Below are 16,726 nucleotides of genomic sequence, written 5' to 3' on the forward strand. Positions count from 1 at the left end.
TATACAAAAGGTGAACAATGGGTATTTGGAGTCTTTATTTGCCTGTCAAAGTATAAAACGAAACCATTCTCAAAAGAAAATGAACCTACAACCTGTACACCATCCAACCATCAGATGTTATCTCAATCACAGTCCTGATTCCATCTGCGAAACCCTATTCTATATGATCTACAGATAGATCTACCAACCAGCATTAACCTACTTTTTAGTTACGTATCACTAACCTTCTATACCTCGTCTATATATGAGGCACACTGCGCTATTGTTTTTGTTAGTCATTATTTCTCTGCCAAGTAATGCACAGACCAGCAAAAAAGACAGTCTTGAAAATCTGCTTCAACTTTCCAAACAGGATACATCACAAATCAAGCTGTTAAATGAACTTGCCTATGAATACTGGAGCACAGATCCGGAACGAATGCTTTCCTATATAGAAAAAGCTCTGACATTATCCAATCAGCTATCCTATAAACCAGGACAAGCCCGAAGCCAACAACTCATTGGCGTTTATCACTGGCAAAAAAGTGAGTTCAAGGAAGCTATTATCTATTTTACTAAAGCCAGACAATTGTACAGGGCAATTCATGATCAGAAGGGAGAAGCTAAAAGTATCGTAAACCTGGGGATGGTTTATAAACAGCAAGGCAATGATGTGTTGGCATTGGATAAGTACTTTCAGGGACTGGAATTACTCAAAGATGTAGATGACAAAGATACCAAAGCGAGCATTCTCAATAATATTGGCAATATCTATAAAAACCGTCAGGAGAATGGAGAAGCGATCTCATTCTTTCAGCAAGCACTGACACTCTGGAAACAGATTAACAGGCAACAGGCTGTAGCCGGAATTTTAAGCAACCTATCAGAGGTATATCTCAATCAGAAACAATATGACCAGGCACTTAAAAGCAGTCAGGAAGCCCTTGCTATCTTCGAAAAGCTACACGACACCAATGGAGAAATTATCTGTCATAATAATCAGGGAAAAATCTATCTGAAGAAAAATTCCCCGGAAACAGCTCTTCAGAAGTATCAGACAGCGTTGGAGTTAAATGCAACCTATCAGAAAAAAAACCTGCTTGCTTCTTCACATAATGGACTTGGCGCAGCCTATACACAATTGAAGCAGTATACAAAAGCTATAGGCCATTATCAGCAGGCGTATCAGTTATCCAGCACCAAAAATATGATTCAGGATCTGCAAAACTCCTGTTCCGGTTTGGCCCTGGTATATGCTCAAACCAAAAACTATGAAAATGCATTTCGGTTTCTGCAACAATATGAAAATATCAAAGACTCTCTATTCTCTCAGGAAAGCGGCAATCAGCTTACCAAGTTGCGTGTCAATTATGAAAACGAGAAGAAACAAATAGAGATTAATCTATTACAAAAAGAAAAAGAGCTGGCTCAATCTACCCGTAATCTGATTGGGTTGGGGATGGGAGCATTATTGGTTATTGCCCTACTGGTACTTTATCAGCAACAGAGTAACCTTCGCAAGAAAAAAGAACTGCTTGTTAAAAATGAAGAACTGTACAAAGCCCAGCAGGCTCTGGCACAGGCAGAATTAAACAATAGTCAGTTGCGGGAAGGACAGCTGCTCGAACAACTGGAATTCCGTAATAAATCGCTTACCACACACACACTGAATATGATTCAGAAAAATAGTATCATGGAAGAGATTCGGGAAACAGTAAGTGAAGTATTAAAATCTGCACCAAAAAATGAATCTTCGTCTATTTATAGTCGCCTGATGAAACTGGTCGACTACAGTTTTAGCCTGGACAAGGATTGGGATGATTTCAAAATGTATTTTGAACAGGTACATCATGAGTTTTTTTCAAAACTGAAAGAGAGCCATCCGGAACTTAGCTCTGGTGAATTGAAGTTGTGTGCACTGGTACGCCTGAATATGAATCTGAAAGAGTCTGCCACTGTATTGGGTATCTCACCAGAAAGTGTGAAAACAGCCCGCTACCGGTTACGTAAAAAGCTGGAACTGGAAGAAGAAACCAATCTGACGGACTATCTTTTATCATACTAACTTTATTGTAGTTTACACTCTACCTATCTTACTAATCTTTCCAAAAGAGTAGTGCCACATACTTCTGATACAATCAATCCCATTTACAATACATTATGATACATTTTGAAGGAGATACTATTTATCAAAATAATGGTAAAACAAAGAAAAGCTGGGCAGTATCAGCCTTTCTGGAGACCTATAACGTATTGGGAGAAGAACCTTTGGAAACACAAAACAGACTATTTAAAGAAATTATACCTATTGCTGAAGAATATTATGATACTTTATCCGAAACAGCACGTATACGATATGATTTCTGGAAACAAATAGAGCTGAACAGGATTACCCCACAAACATTTACCTACACAACTCAAGTAGCTACTACTATCAAACAGTGGGAGCTGACTATCAGTCCGGAAGGATTGTATTATAGAGACATTTCAGGATCATATAAACAACCTAACCAACTCTTACCACAACTTATCAGTGATTTTTGGTTCTATGGCCCTTTATGGCCTATTCCAGATCTGTATACACGTAAACTGCTTGTCGCAACCATCCGTAATGCATTCATGCAGGTGGGCAGTATTGCTTCGTATAAGCATTTCCAATTGTTTGAGTACCCTGTTATTGCCAATACGAAACAATGGACGTCAGGTGATTATCATGCCAGTTCGTTTGTTATTGTCCGTGATTATGGTATAGAATATGGAGATCAGAATTTTCATGATGGGCTTCTCTTTCTGGGTTTCTTTTCGTTTGAACATTGTCTGAACTGTATGGATTTAGCGACCAAACAACTAGGACAGCAAGCCGTTTCAGAAATCAATCGTCTTACTCAACCTGACAATAAACCTGTAACCAATACCTCTGCTAACATCATCTCAACTAAACCTACTATATCCAATGAGCGGTCCAAACAACTGTACATGGACAATGGCGGACAGATTCATTATATCTATCTGGATGGATTTGGAGATGAATACCATGCCACTCAGGCAGATGAAGCACAATGGAAGCAGGAGTTGATACAGAAGTATACAGAACGACTCCAAGAAGAGACCAACGAAACCTTACTAGCTAGTCTGTTGCGTTCACTTGCCTATCATAACGTCACCAATGGAGAAGCTATTTTGCTGAATCGGGCGTCTACAGAATCACTGCGAAACCGGCAAGCTATCTTTATGGCACTCTGGAAGGAAAATAAAAGTGAGAATGCAGTTACTATTCTGCTGGACATTCTGAAAGAGAAAAATATTGACTCCTACTGGCATGATTATGCATGGACTTCTCTCACCCGGATGCCCGATAGCCAGACAGCAAGGAACTGGATTGTAGAATGCCTGAAAGGTAATAACGAGCGGTTCTTCCAGAAAGCACTGGATGTGTTGTTTGTATGGAGTCTGAATGGAAAATCCGGCCTTACAGAATTACTTGCGTCAGGACAACTTTCGTGGCAAAACAAAATCAACAACCCTGAATTTTATCAGACAATCACAACACTTCAACAAATTTTCACTGAGCAAAATAATCCAAACTGAGCCATTGGTCAGTTTGTACACCTTTTGTCTACCTGTATATAGATGAGTGTCAACCTCTTGTATACTCTCAAAAACAGGTAGTTACATTTCCCTCCTCTACCTTTGTGACTATCAAAATGAAACAACCCATTTACATATGTCACAAATTTTTCGATTTCTGTTAGGAGGAGGATGGTGGACACTCTGGTATATTCTCTTCTACCTTTTTACCGGAGCGGTCAACGTAGCCTGGTTTGAAGAACTATTGCAAATGACCAAAAAAGGCGAGAGTGGTCCGGGTGCCGGAGCTGCCTATATAGGGCTCATCTGTTTGTCAGGGCTGCCTGTACTATTCTTCTCTGTTATCCATCTTATTCTGGGAATGCGTCAGGCAACAGATTCACGAGCTTTTCTGGCTGGCTTCAGTGTATTATTTATGCTGGTAATCCTGGTTTGGATGTTTGTAGGTACAGCTGGAATAGCAGGAGCCACCTATCCTGGTTTTATATTGTACTATCTGGGCTTTGCACTTATTACATTTATCAATCTGGTCTTATTATGGATAGCACGTCATGAAATGTCATTGCTTTCTATACTTAGTCTCTGATTCTTTCCTACTACAACTATCCCCCAGTTACAACTATGAAAACAGCCATTATCCTATTTGCTTTCATTACTATTTACACATCTGCTCTTGCACAGAAAAGCACTATTGCATACAACAAAAACAAATCAACCTCTACGAAAATGCTTATTACACCTTCACTCAAAACACGTCTGATACAGTTTCTGCATGAATCCTTTGAAGACTCCAAACAAGTATCCACAGCAGAAATGAATCGGGTAATGGATTCTATTCTTAAAAAAGCAGTAAATTATGGATTAGACAATGAAGCAGATCTGGCAACTTATGTTATCACCTCCTATGTATTGGGTGAAAACTTTGACAAAGAAGTTCCGGAGGCAGCCAAGATATTAAACAATACAGGTTATAACAGCAACCAGAAAGCTGCATTTCTGGAAACCTGGACAATGCAGGTAATTCAGGCGTTGGAAAATGATGATACATTGGCCCAGCAGGTAGCAGCCCAACAAGCGACTAATGGTCACACGGAAGCATCTATGTCTGATTATCTGACGATGCAGAAAGAGTCACATCTCTATCAACAGGCAGCAAACCATATAGTAGAGTTGCTGATTCATGGAGATGCTCAATCAGTTATCAAGCAGTTTAGCCCTAACTTTATGAAACAGTTAGGTATGGAACAGGTTGAAAAAGTATTTCAAACACAAATGCTGCCATTTTTTGCTAATGCCAAGGGTTTAGGCAAAGCTTCAACAGTAACCATGACCCATGATGCTTTTGGCAGTGAGGGATTTGCCTTCTATCTCACTCTTATCACTCCCACTGGAGACAAACCTTTTATTGTATATATGGTCAATGAGAACAACCACATTGTACTGGCAAACCTGATCGTAAACAAAACATACGCAGATATGCATTAATTCAATTCTGAAATAGTATCTATTTTGTGCACTCTTACTAAGTAACAGGATGGACTATATCCATCCTGTTTGTCTGTTTCTGAAAAATATTTTCAGAAACAGAGTATCACAAAACCAGACTCTGGCTACTATCCACCAGAGTCTGTATAAAGGTAGGAATGATCGTATTTTTAGTCTTTTTTATCATAGTGCATTGTCTTTTGAAAAGAATCTCCTCCTATCTTGGCATACTTAAAATCTTCTCCTCCATTAAATACAGCACCACTTAATTCCGTATCCTTATCAAACTTAGTGTATTTCATATTGGCAAATCCCTTAAACTGAGCATTACGAAAACTACTTTTCTCAGAAAAAGAGGTATACTTAAAATCTGCATCTCTTTCAAAAACAGCATTTTCAAAACTAACACCTTCTGAAAACTTTACATATTTAAAATCTGATCCGTTTTTAAACTGTGCCCGGCTAAAGTTGGCAAATTGTCCGAACTTAGTATATTTAAACAGAGCTAATTGGTTAAAAGTACTTCCAGCAAAAGAAAAACCTTTTTCAAAATGAGAGTATTTAAAAGCACTTGCGTCTTCAAATGTACAGTTTTCAAATGCTACATTTTCTGTAAAGTCTGCCTGATACAATTCATGTTCTTCATTATTTGAATAATAACCTATCACATCACCTGTAAATGTGCAATTGCGAAAGGTAACAAGTACTTCTACAGTACTGATATAATGTTTGTTATCTCCTGGTACAAACTTTTGCATTCCTTTGGTCTGCAATTCCATATTTTTCAATCGTGTCAGATCCAGTTTACCTGTAATGGTCACATTTTCATAGTTAACGGCTTTGCCTTCATTAATTTTGGTGATTATTTCCTGAGCGTCTATGCTCTTTTGGGCAAAAGCAAAAGTTGGCAATACTGTCAATAGTAAAATAAGTAGCTTCTTCATAGTTTGAAAGAGGTTAAATGTAAAAAGTCAACATAGTCTTAGAGAATACCAATAAGATGCAGTTTGAATAAGGCAGGTTGCATGAGCTTTTTATTTGTACAAAATTTTTCTCCCTTGCCAGACAACCATCCAATCAACTAACGCATTGTGGTTTATACAATCCTGTTCATTCACAACAAACCACATCCCGAATGAAAATCCTGGTTACTATATTACTACTTATACTTGCTACATTCTCTAGATGTACTCAACCTTCCCAATCGGTCGAATCTGAAGAAAAAACTCAGTTTGTTTATTATTCGGAATTTGTTCGGGACTCCTTTCATATTCAAGTACAGCTTCCACTAGAGTATCTATCTCATCCAGATAAAAGATATCCAACTGTTTATTTATTGGATGGAAACTTTTACTTCCCGATGATGGCATCTACCCTGCATCAGTACGAACTAGGTGGACTTCTTGATCCTATGATTCTGGTGGGTATTGGTTATAGCTCTTTTAAAATGATGGATTCATTACGTATACGAGATTATCTCTATCCTAAACCACTTACTTCTGATGAAATCAAGAGTGAAGGTGGAGGGCAACGATTTCAAGAGTTTCTTACCAAAGAACTCCTGACTAAAATTGATGCGTCATTCAGAACTCAAAAAAATAATCGTTCCTTACTGGGACATTCATTTGGGGGTTACTTTACTTTATATAGCTTATTGGATCAACTAGAAAATAAGTCCAACAGCTTTCAGACCTTTATTGCAGCAAGTCCTACGCTGTGGTATAATAACTTCTATCTGAATAAACTTCCTGCTGCGTTAAAAAACAGATCGCCCAATGATAGCCTACAAATTTTCGTGAGTGCAGGTGCGTTGGAAGACTCTGTCTGGAATGTCAAACCTGTACAAGAATTAGCTAGTGTACTTCAGAAGAAAAAAATAGACAAGATGGTATGCCAAAGCCACATATACAATCATTTGGACCATATGGATGTGGGTATATTATCGTTTACCAAAGGGCTTCAGGCCTTTACCACCAGAACAAAAACTCCATAAAGCGTCTGAATAAAAAAACAGATGATAGACTATTACCTTTATAGGTAAAGAGCTCTAGAACTATTGTTTGTCTTATGTTGGATTAATGGACCTCCTGAAGTTTCATTACCTTGGGCAAACGTACCACGAAGGTAGTACCATGACCTAATTCACTTTCTACCTCAACAATACCCTGGTGTTTCTGTATAATGCTATATGTGATAGATAATCCTAATCCTGTACCTTGTCCAACTGGCTTAGTAGTAAAGAATGGATCAAATATCTTGTTACGGGTTTCATCAGACATACCTAAACCAGAATCTCGCACAGAAATGATAATTGTGTCATCTTCATTTTTTGTTTCAACCCATATCAGGCCTACGCCATCAATAGCCTGAATCGCATTAGTGAGTAGATTCATAAATACCTGATTCAGCTGTCCGGGATAGCATTCAATTTCAGGTAATGTTTTATCATACTCCCGTATTACCTGTATCCGGTTCTTGGTTTGTCCGGTCAGCAAGATCAATGTACTATCCAGACACTCATTAATATTGGCAAATTTACTTTCTGCCTCATCCAGCCTGGAAAACATACGAAGTCCTTTGACAATTTCAGCTGTACGTGAAGCACCCTGTTCTATTGACTGAAGTGTTAACCAAATAGTTTCTTTGTTCTCCTGATAAAACAGCGACTGCTTGATATCTTTCATCGCAGCCAGTTCCCATGTAATTTGCTCTGTATTATGAACCTCTTCAATACGCTCATAGTGGGCAAGGATTTGATAAATCTCAGACAGTGATTGCTTTAGATTATCAACTCCTGCATATACAAAGTTGATTGGATTGTTGATTTCATGCGCAATTCCGGCAGTAAGCTGCCCCAAAGATGCCATTTTCTCAGATTGTATCAACTGTGCTTGAGTAGAACGCAATTCTGCAATGGTCTCTTCCATAGCTTCATTCATTGCCTGCAGTTCTTCTCCATTAGAGCGAAGTTCTTCTTCAGAGGCCTTTAGCTCCCGATAGGCTTGCCACAATCTCAAATCTGATTCACGCTGATCTGTAATATCTTGTGCACTAATCAGAATTTGTGTTACCTTACCATCAGAGTCAAACTGAAAAGGGACACCATGTGTGCAAATCAGTCGGTATTCATTTTGTATATTTCTGAGGTGAAATTCTATACTATGGGTTCCTTCTGTGGGAAATTCCTTCAGGTATTGTTTTACCAGAGGCTGATCCAATGGTAAAACAGATTGTTCCAGTAAAGATTTTTCTTTACCATGCAGCTCTTCATTTGTTGCACCCAAAAATGTCTGTAGAGCATAATTTGCATAGATTACTGCTTGTTGTTCTACATCTACCACAAACAGGAAATCAGGAGTAGCATTGGCTACACTCTCCACAAAACGTAATGCATGTTGAGCTTTTTGTTTAGCATCAATTCTATCTGTAATATCCTGAATAAATGAAACAACTGCTTCTACCACTCCATTACTATTTTGCAATGGAAATATCAGATGATCATAATAAACACGTCGTAAGTCGGATTCATCTCCAAACTTATTTGTCAAATCCATGTACTGATCCCTCACCATTACAACTTCGCCATTGTAGGCTCTTTCATAATATGCTTTTAAACCTGTCGCTTTAGAAACTTCGTCCGTCAACACATTATATTGCCCAACACGATATCCTACAGAAGGTAAACCAAGAAAAGAACGACGTGCCTCATTCATACGCAACGAGAATCCATTCTTATCAAAAACCTGTATTGGCAATGGAGAATGATCAAATAAAGCATTGATCAACCGATTGGACTCAGACAACTCCTCTCTGGCTCGTTTAGACTCAGTAATGTCCATAGCTGTGCCATATAGTTTCACAACTGCTCCGGTCTCATCTTTGCGCACCCGTACTATTGTATATAGCCAGCGAATAGATCCATCAGGAAGTACAACCCGTAGATCCCACTCAAATTCTTTTCCCAGAGATCTGGCACTATGAATGTTGATCAAAAACAGTCTCCTGTCATCAGGATAGATCAGATGTACAAATTTATTGATTTCGGGAAGTACCGAATGGGGTTCCATACCATGTAAACGGTACATTTCAAGAGACCACAAAGTTCTCTCTGTACGAAGGTCTATTTCCCAACTACCCAAACGAGCCACTCTCTGTGCCTCCTGCAGATTGTATTCACTATGTTCAAGTTGCTCCTGAAATTTCTTCCGAGCGCTAATATCACGTGTACTGGATTGCAAATGAACCAGATTTCCATCTTCATCCTTCAATAGACTCACCTGAGTTTCTACCCATACATAGCTTCCGTCTTTACATTTAAACCGATACTGAATCAATCGACCTTGTCCATCATCCATTGACTTTCGGCGGGCTTCTTCTATATGTGCGTGATCATCCGGATGTACAACGATTAACGGATGTTTGCCCACTAATTCATCTGGCAAATACCCTGTAAGTGACACAATCGCATCAGAAAGATAAATGTACGTGCCATCCGGTTCATGAAGACATACAACATCTTTCGCATTTTGTGATAACAAACGATAGAACTCTTCACTTTTACGAAGTTTTTCTTCTACCTTATGTTTCTGTGTCATATCAGAGCCCACACCCAGATATCCGGTTATTTCCCCTTCTTCATCTCGAATGGGAGAAACCGTCAGAAGGATCGGAAATGTTGAGCCATCCTTACGCACATAAGTCCATTCACGAGTATCAAACGAACTATACTCTAACGGAGCAATCAACACTTCATATCCAGGTGTGATCTCCCGACCATATATGACAGACAACTGACCAGCTCGTTGCTTTAACTCATCCGAATCATGGAAAATATCGGGCGAACACTTCCCAATCAGATCAGTAGATGAATAACCCAACCATGCTCCGGCAGTAGTATTTACATGTGTAATAATACCATCTTCGTCTGTGGCAACAATAGACACAATAGCACTTTCCAGTATAGCCTTCTGAAAAGCATTGGTTCGTGATAAATCTTCAGAAGCAATACGGAGCCTTTTAATCTGCGTCTTCTGATAGGCAAGAAAATTATTAATAATCTTTTTTAATGGCCGTAATAACAAAAAACCTAGTGCCAGCAAAATGACCAGCGTAACCAAAGTAGTTTGCAGAATCCATCTCTTCAGATTATACAGGTTATGCTCAGCATCTTTAATAGCTTGTAAGCCAATCTGGTCGTATTCTCTACGAAGATAGGCTTCTTGTTTAAGAATATTCTTTACACTTTTCTTTACTGCCGCTTTGTAATTAGTACCTGATGTTTGAGTTGTTCTTACTAACTGAGCCACAGCCTTCATCATAGCTTTACGACGTGGCTCAGCTTTTTGATACAGTTCCGATACCTCTATACTAACAGGATCAGAAAGCAATAAACCAAGACGTTTGGAATGTACATCTTGGTTCTGTAATTTCTTATTAACGGACTGCCATTCTCCAACGTCTTCCTGTATCTGGAGTATATGTCTCTCCAGCGTTACCGGGTCTGTTGCCGCCTGTATTAGCAAAGCATCCTTTGCAATTGTCTGAACATACAATTTTTGTCCAGACACCAGACTTACTCTATTGAGATCACATATTCTGTTTTGCACTTTACGCTCTACTACCCATATGTTAATTAGTGCAACCAGAACAAACATTGCGGCTGCCACAAAAAATGACAAACGAATATTGCGACTAAGTTCTAACTGACCAATCACACTGCTACAGTTTGAAGTTGAGAGGTAAGAGATAATGGAAGTGCAAAACTAAAGCGGGTACCTTTGTTCAGTTCACTCTGTACATGAAGAGAGCTGCCCAGGTCTGCCAGATATTCCTGACAAAGCATTAGCCCTAATCCAGTCCCTTTTTCATTGGCTGTACCCCGACTGGAAACCAGTTCCTGTCTTGCTAAGAGCTTACGAATATTTTCAGGTGATATTCCTACACCTGTATCTTCAACAGATACAATTACTTCATGATCGTTATTTTCCAGCTTTACTGTAATTACACCATCTACAGGGGTAAACTTAATAGCATTGGAAATAAGATTACGTAAAACAACACTCAGCCGATCTGCATCTGCATACACTACTAACGGATCTAAAGGCCAGTCAATCTGAAAGGAAAGTTGTTTCTGGGATGCACTTAATTTATAGGCAGCCAAATGACTTTCCATTGTAGACTGCAGAGAGAAATGAGAAAGCACAGAAGGTGTCTGGTTCATTTGTTCCCGTGACCAGCTCAACATATTGTGCAACATAGATGAAAGATCACCCAATGTATTGTTCATTTGCCCAATAATAGTTGCAAATTCTTCAGGAGTAAAGTTCTGTTCCTCCATATATAGCTTCGTAAATGCCATTAACGACGCAATAGGAGAACGCAAATCATGGGAGATGATTGAAAACAACTTATCCTTTAACTTGTTTAGTTGTTTAAGTTCCTGATTTTTTACCAGAAGTTCATTTGTGCGTTCCTGTATTCTAACTTCCAGAAGAGTGTTTGACTCTGTCAGTTGTTGAATAAGTCTTTCATTTTCAAGAGTAAGACGATATTTTGTCAATGCATTATCCATGATTATACGCAACTCCTGATTGTTCCAGGGTTTCAATACATAATGGAAAATACCCACATCATTGAATGCACTCATCACAACTGACAAATCACTGTAACCTGTTACTATCATTCGCATGATATCAGGATATTGTTCTTTGACAGTTTTCAGTAATTCCAGTCCGTTCATCTGTGGCATTCGCTGATCTGTTACAATCAACTGAACCGGATGTTCTGCCAATAACTGGAGAGCTTCTGCGGCCGAATTGGCAGTCAGAATAGTATAATAGCGAAAGAAAGCACTTTTAAAGGCTAAAAGATTGTTTGGCTCGTCGTCCACATACAGGACAGTATAAGAATTAGATGAAGTCATGGCTTAATAACAGAGGAATACCAACAAAAGAAATGACCTGCCACAAAATTACTTTATCCACTCTCTATATATAAATGAAAAGAAACTTATACGTAACACAGGTATGATTCTCAAACAATTAGTATAGTAAGAAGGAAAGAGGAAAGGGGAAAAACAGCTAGAAAAGCCAATAAGATACAATAGCTATAATTTCTGGCTTAGAAACATAGATGCAATAATTAAAACATTTTCTTCTTTTTTTGAACAAAAACAAGATTTCAACTTCCATATATGCCTACACGCCTGTAGAATGTAAATCTCCTTTCGTATGTAAGTTTACCATCGATTATGTAATTATTATATAAATTTAAAACACTAGTCTGATCAAAACCTATATAGAAATACTCATTTTTTAGTTAAGTAGTAAAGCTACAATTGTGCCCTTATATACAATTTATTTTATTTACTAAGGTCTCAATAGTATGTATAACAGACCCAAATCTCTTGTAGTTAACCTATTATTTCCACAACACATTTAAGGTTCTACTCCAAGTACCTGATTATAACTATTCTATAAAAAAGTGTTTAGTCTACCTTATCTTAAGTCAGGAATAATTTTTCATAATTAACACAACTATTAAAATAAATACAACCTATACATTAGCTTGAATGTAAGTTATCTATTTTGCGCATCACTAAACAAATCGTTTATCAAAAGATATTTCGAAAAGAAAATAAAAATTACACTTAAAAGACCCATGTTCTTATAACAGATTATTTTCATTTTTTCATGCTGTTTTTTTGCCATTGGGGTTTTATTCTCAGCATTTTTACAAAACCTTTTTCAGCAAAAAATAGCTATCGGAATTATGCAATAGAACAAAGAAGGTTATTTTTCCATCATAGAATTAAAATCATGGTACCTACAATAATCAAACTAGCGCCTATTGCAGTTTTGACTGTAAGTGTTTCGCCGAGAAATATGACAGATAATACAATCGCCAATGCTACACTTAACTTATCAGTAGGAGCTACTTTCGATACATCGCCTAACTGTAGTGCTTTAAAGTAGCAAAGCCATGAAAACCCGGTTGCTAAACCGGAAAGGATCAGAAATATCCAGTTTACCTGAGTCAACGTGATTAACCCTTTCGCCTCTCTTTTACTCCAAACAATAATCCATGCCACTATAACAACCACCAGAGTACGAATAGCCGTAGCCAGATCAGAGTTTACTCCTTTGATCCCTACCTTAGCAAGAATGGTTGTCAATGCTGCAAAAACAGCTGATAATAATGCATATATCCACCACATAGTTTTATAATTATCCTAAGGAAAGATTTCTAAAATAAAACTTAACAAATTCAACTAATCTCCTCACCAAGATGTTATTCTAATAGGATATAACCAAAAGTTATGACCAATAAAAAATATTGATTGGCTGTATTCTGCAAGTTATTCCACTTTTACAAAGAATTACATACTATAAGCATACAAACAATAAAATGGAAAATATAGTAACCGATATATGTATTATTGGAGCTGGTCCAGTTGGACTTTTTGCAGTATTTGAAGCAGGATTATTAAAAATGCGTTGTCATCTGGTTGATGCGTTGCCTCAGGTAGGTGGCCAATTATCAGAAATATATCCACAAAAACCGATTTATGATATTCCAGGATACCCGGAAGTAAAAGCACAGGATCTGGTAGATCGGTTAATGGAACAGATAGCTCCCTTTCATCCTACCTTTACATTGGGAGAACGGGTAGATTCTGTCGAAAAACAAACTGATGGTTCTTTTATATTAACAACCAATGAAAAAACAGAAATTGCCTGTCAGGTAATAGTTATTGCAGGCGGACTTGGTTGTTTTGAACCTCGTAAACCGGAGATTGAACATCTTGAAGAGTTTGAAGGCAAAGGAGTAGTCTATATGGTTAAAAATCCGGAACTGTTCAGAGATCGCAGAATTGTACTGGCAGGTGGAGGAGATTCCGCTCTAGATTGGACACTATTTCTTTCAAACGTAGCTAAAGAAGTAACGCTAGTACACAGAGGAGAAACATTCAGAGGAGCTCCAGACTCTGCTGAGAAAGTATTTGAATTAGCGCATCAGGGAAAAATTAATCTTTTGCTAAAATCAAATGTAGTAGCTATCAATGGTAATGGACATCTAAACACAGTATCCATCTCTGGAAAGGATAATGCAATTACTACACTGACAGCAGACCACCTGATCCCCTTATTCGGACTTACTCCAAAACTGGGGCCTATTGCAGACTGGGGATTGTCAATTGATAAATCAGCGATTTCGGTCAACACAGAAGATTATTCTACTAATGTAGAACGTATCTTTGCCATTGGAGATATAAACACATACCCTGGAAAGCTAAAGTTGATTTTATGTGGTTTTCATGAAGCCGCATTGATGGCACAAAGTGCTTTTAAATATGTATATCCTAATCAGAAATTAAGTTTTAAATATACCACCGTTAATGGTGTAAATGCATTTTAATTATGATTCAGTTCACAATTGAAGATCGCAATGGAGAAAGGCAATCGATAGAGGCTCCTGATGATATGAACCTCAGCCTGATGGAAGTGTTGAAAGCATCTGAATATGAGATACTGGCAACCTGTGGAGGCATGGCCTTGTGTGCAACCTGTCATGTTCAGGTACTTCAGGGTAATGATTTACTACCGCAGCCCTCGGATATGGAACTGGATATGCTGGATACTTTACCAAATGCGACCAATCACAGCCGACTTGCCTGCCAGCTTAGAATCTCAGAGGCAATGCAAGGTAGTATATTCCAGATAGCTGGGGAGTTACAATAACCTCTCTGTTTCTGAGAAATAGAAGTAGTAATACAGTAAATGTATGGAAGCTTTGATTATCAAAAATACTCCTGTAAGTTTACTGTATTACTATACCATACAATTCTGTTCATGACATCAGCCTCATCAACGCCCAGATGGTTAATTATTCTGGCATTTTTTAATATTTATGTAATCTGGGGTTCAACCTATCTGGCAGTTCGCTTTGGTCTTCAGGGTTTCCCTCCCTTTATCCTATCTGGCATTCGTTACCTGACAGCTGGAATCTTACTTTACCTTATAAGTCGTGCCCGCAAAGAAGAACAACCAGATGGCAGGTCTATTAGAATCAATGTAATCAGTGGCATTTTGATGCTGGTAGGAGGTTCAGGCATGGTTGCCTGGGCCGAACAATATATTACTTCAGGACAGGCCGCTATTCTGATAGCAACAGAGCCCTTCTGGTTTTTGTTATTGGACAAAAAACGCTGGAGTTTCTATTTTGCCAATAAAAGTATTATTGCAGGTCTGTTGATTGGCTTTGTTGGTATTATTTTATTTTTCCAATGGCAGGATCAGACGCAACTTGCTACCTCATCCAGTCAATATGCATTTATAGCCTCTCTAGTAGTATTAGTGAGTGCAGTATTCTGGGTTATAGGTTCTTTGTATTCCAAAACCAATGCCTTTTCTGCATCTGTTATTGCCAATGCCGGCATTCAATTATTTGCAGCAGGAATAGGATGCTTTCTATTAAGTACTTTCACCCATGAATGGTCTACCTTTGCTATACGAAATGTATCCTGGCAAGCATGGAGTGGGTTGTTATTCCTGATCTTTATGGGTTCTCTGGCAGCATATCTGTCCTTTGTATGGCTTATTACTTTCTTACCTCCTGCTTTAGTAAGTACTCATACGTATGTAAATCCGGTGGTAGCAGTTTTATTTGGCTGGATATTGGCAAACGAAACGTTATCCCTACTTCAATTGCTTGCACTGGTTGTAATTCTTATAGGTATATTACTTATTAACCTACCTTCGTATCGATCAATAAGAACTACAAAGGCTAAGTAAAACCAGTTCCAGGAAATTGAACACAAACTATATTTTCTGATAAATCTTGCAGGAAGCATCGTAAGTGTAGAACAGATCTTTGTAGCCTTTGGGAAGTGTATCATAATAGCCAATACTGAGAAACCCTCCTTCTGGCAAACAGTCATGAAAAAGCTTCAACACTTTCATTTTTAAGACTTCATCAAAATAGATCATCACATTGCGGCATAAGATCATATCAAACACCTGTGGCATTTCGTCTTTTACCAGATTGTGCTGGTCAAAGACAATATTGTGAGTACTAACTTTATTAAACACCATATTCTCTTCGGCCAGAGAATAATAGGCATTTAGCTCCTTCTTTCCCTGTGCAGCAGTATAATTGTCTGTATACGTTTTCTGGTACAGAGAAGAGAACTTACCCTGCCGGGCATTTCGGATAGAACTACTATTAAGGTCTGTAGCAATTATAGATACATTAGAACTAATTTCCTCTTCTTCAAGTGTAATAGCCATCGAATACACTTCCTCACCTGTTGAGCATCCTGCATGCCAGATAGAAAGATTTTCCTTAGACTCATATACGGGTAGTATCTCTGTACGTAACTTGACCCAGAAGTCTTGATTCCGAAACATTTCGGTAAGTCCTACAGTAATCTCATCAATGAAACATTGAATAAAACTGGCATCATAGATAATTTTTCGCCACAGCCCCAGTGAATTTTCCAGATTATATTTGGCAATAATCCGATTTATTCGCCTACTCAATGACAAAGGTTCATAGTTTGAAAAATCCAGGCCATATCTTCCATAAATAGCGCGGATTAAAGAATCCAATTCTTCCTGAGTGAGTTGATTTGTATTCTGCATTCAACTTAACTTATTAATAACGACCTAAAATA

13 protein-coding genes are annotated in these 16,726 nt (G+C 38.2%); 8 read left to right on the forward strand and 5 right to left on the reverse strand.

Annotation, left to right across the window (positions count from 1 at the left end):
• Window positions 1-244 precede the first annotated feature (244 nt).
• The 4 genes from QNI15_RS08775 (at window position 245) to QNI15_RS08790 (ending at window position 5,052) form a co-directional block, all read left to right on the forward strand.
• Complete coding sequence (locus QNI15_RS08775; protein WP_314002332.1) at window positions 245-2,044, forward strand: tetratricopeptide repeat protein; 1,800 nt, start codon at window positions 245-247, stop codon at window positions 2,042-2,044.
• Window positions 2,045-2,139: 95 nt separating this feature from the next.
• The gene (locus QNI15_RS08780; protein WP_314002334.1) at window positions 2,140-3,567 is read left to right on the forward strand and encodes a hypothetical protein; all 1,428 of its coding nucleotides are present in this window, start codon (window positions 2,140-2,142) and stop codon (window positions 3,565-3,567) included.
• A 136-nt stretch (window positions 3,568-3,703) separates the two neighbouring features.
• The gene (locus QNI15_RS08785; protein ID WP_314031417.1) at window positions 3,704-4,153 is read left to right on the forward strand and encodes a hypothetical protein; all 450 of its coding nucleotides are present in this window, start codon (window positions 3,704-3,706) and stop codon (window positions 4,151-4,153) included.
• A gap of 35 nt (window positions 4,154-4,188) precedes the next feature.
• Entirely contained in the window at window positions 4,189-5,052 is an 864-nt protein-coding gene (locus QNI15_RS08790; RefSeq protein ID WP_314002336.1) for a hypothetical protein, read from the forward strand.
• A gap of 170 nt (window positions 5,053-5,222) precedes the next feature.
• On the opposite strand, the gene QNI15_RS08795 is transcribed toward QNI15_RS08790, so the two are convergent.
• The gene (locus tag QNI15_RS08795; protein WP_314031418.1) at window positions 5,223-5,996 is read right to left on the reverse strand and encodes a pentapeptide repeat-containing protein; all 774 of its coding nucleotides are present in this window, start codon (window positions 5,994-5,996) and stop codon (window positions 5,223-5,225) included.
• Window positions 5,997-6,187: 191 nt separating this feature from the next.
• Here QNI15_RS08795 and QNI15_RS08800 point away from each other — a divergent pair, with 191 nt between their 5' ends.
• Window positions 6,188-7,045 (forward strand): alpha/beta hydrolase, encoded by an 858-nt coding sequence (locus QNI15_RS08800; protein WP_314002340.1) that lies wholly within the window; start codon window positions 6,188-6,190, stop codon window positions 7,043-7,045.
• An 82-nt stretch (window positions 7,046-7,127) separates the two neighbouring features.
• On the opposite strand, the gene QNI15_RS08805 is transcribed toward QNI15_RS08800, so the two are convergent.
• The 3 genes from QNI15_RS08805 to QNI15_RS08815 all read right to left on the reverse strand — a co-directional run bounded on the left by QNI15_RS08805 (window position 7,128) and on the right by QNI15_RS08815 (window position 13,267).
• Complete coding sequence (locus tag QNI15_RS08805; RefSeq protein WP_314002342.1) at window positions 7,128-10,766, reverse strand: PAS domain S-box protein; 3,639 nt, start codon at window positions 10,764-10,766, stop codon at window positions 7,128-7,130.
• Window positions 10,763-11,974, reverse strand: coding sequence for a hybrid sensor histidine kinase/response regulator (locus QNI15_RS08810; RefSeq protein WP_314002344.1), 1,212 nt, complete (start codon window positions 11,972-11,974; stop codon window positions 10,763-10,765). The genes QNI15_RS08805 and QNI15_RS08810 overlap by 4 nt, the downstream gene beginning before the upstream one ends.
• A gap of 879 nt (window positions 11,975-12,853) precedes the next feature.
• A complete protein-coding gene (locus QNI15_RS08815; RefSeq protein ID WP_314031421.1) occupies window positions 12,854-13,267 on the reverse strand; it encodes an EamA family transporter in 414 nt (137 codons plus the stop codon).
• 191 nt (window positions 13,268-13,458) lie between these two features.
• On the opposite strand from QNI15_RS08815, the gene QNI15_RS08820 reads away from it, so the two are divergent.
• From QNI15_RS08820 to QNI15_RS08830, 3 genes are all read left to right on the forward strand, one after another.
• On the forward strand, window positions 13,459-14,469 hold the full coding sequence (locus QNI15_RS08820; protein WP_313975890.1) for an NAD(P)/FAD-dependent oxidoreductase: 1,011 nt from the start codon (window positions 13,459-13,461) through the stop codon (window positions 14,467-14,469).
• A 2-nt stretch (window positions 14,470-14,471) separates the two neighbouring features.
• A complete protein-coding gene (locus tag QNI15_RS08825) occupies window positions 14,472-14,792 on the forward strand; it encodes a 2Fe-2S iron-sulfur cluster-binding protein (protein ID WP_314002348.1) in 321 nt (106 codons plus the stop codon).
• Between the two features lie 111 nt (window positions 14,793-14,903).
• The gene (locus tag QNI15_RS08830) at window positions 14,904-15,845 is read left to right on the forward strand and encodes an EamA family transporter (protein ID WP_314002350.1); all 942 of its coding nucleotides are present in this window, start codon (window positions 14,904-14,906) and stop codon (window positions 15,843-15,845) included.
• Between the two features lie 27 nt (window positions 15,846-15,872).
• On the opposite strand, the gene QNI15_RS08835 is transcribed toward QNI15_RS08830, so the two are convergent.
• On the reverse strand, window positions 15,873-16,694 hold the full coding sequence (locus QNI15_RS08835; RefSeq protein WP_314002352.1) for a CheR family methyltransferase: 822 nt from the start codon (window positions 16,692-16,694) through the stop codon (window positions 15,873-15,875).
• Window positions 16,695-16,726 lie beyond the last annotated feature (32 nt).

It is taken from the genome of Xanthocytophaga flava (genome assembly GCF_030068545.1).
Lineage (GTDB): Bacteria > Bacteroidota > Bacteroidia > Cytophagales > 172606-1 > Xanthocytophaga > Xanthocytophaga flava.

Coding starts and splice junctions, on each gene's coding strand:
- QNI15_RS08775 (WP_314002332.1), top strand. CDS start 245: ATGAGGCACACTGCGCTATTGTTTTTGTTAGTCATTATTTCTCTGCCA.
- QNI15_RS08780 (WP_314002334.1), top strand. CDS start 2,140: ATGATACATTTTGAAGGAGATACTATTTATCAAAATAATGGTAAAACA.
- QNI15_RS08785 (WP_314031417.1), top strand. CDS start 3,704: ATGTCACAAATTTTTCGATTTCTGTTAGGAGGAGGATGGTGGACACTC.
- QNI15_RS08790 (WP_314002336.1), top strand. CDS start 4,189: ATGAAAACAGCCATTATCCTATTTGCTTTCATTACTATTTACACATCT.
- QNI15_RS08795 (WP_314031418.1), bottom strand. CDS start 5,996: ATGAAGAAGCTACTTATTTTACTATTGACAGTATTGCCAACTTTTGCT.
- QNI15_RS08800 (WP_314002340.1), top strand. CDS start 6,188: ATGAAAATCCTGGTTACTATATTACTACTTATACTTGCTACATTCTCT.
- QNI15_RS08810 (WP_314002344.1), bottom strand. CDS start 11,974: ATGACTTCATCTAATTCTTATACTGTCCTGTATGTGGACGACGAGCCA.
- QNI15_RS08815 (WP_314031421.1), bottom strand. CDS start 13,267: ATGTGGTGGATATATGCATTATTATCAGCTGTTTTTGCAGCATTGACA.
- QNI15_RS08820 (WP_313975890.1), top strand. CDS start 13,459: ATGGAAAATATAGTAACCGATATATGTATTATTGGAGCTGGTCCAGTT.
- QNI15_RS08825 (WP_314002348.1), top strand. CDS start 14,472: ATGATTCAGTTCACAATTGAAGATCGCAATGGAGAAAGGCAATCGATA.
- QNI15_RS08830 (WP_314002350.1), top strand. CDS start 14,904: ATGACATCAGCCTCATCAACGCCCAGATGGTTAATTATTCTGGCATTT.
- QNI15_RS08835 (WP_314002352.1), bottom strand. CDS start 16,694: ATGCAGAATACAAATCAACTCACTCAGGAAGAATTGGATTCTTTAATC.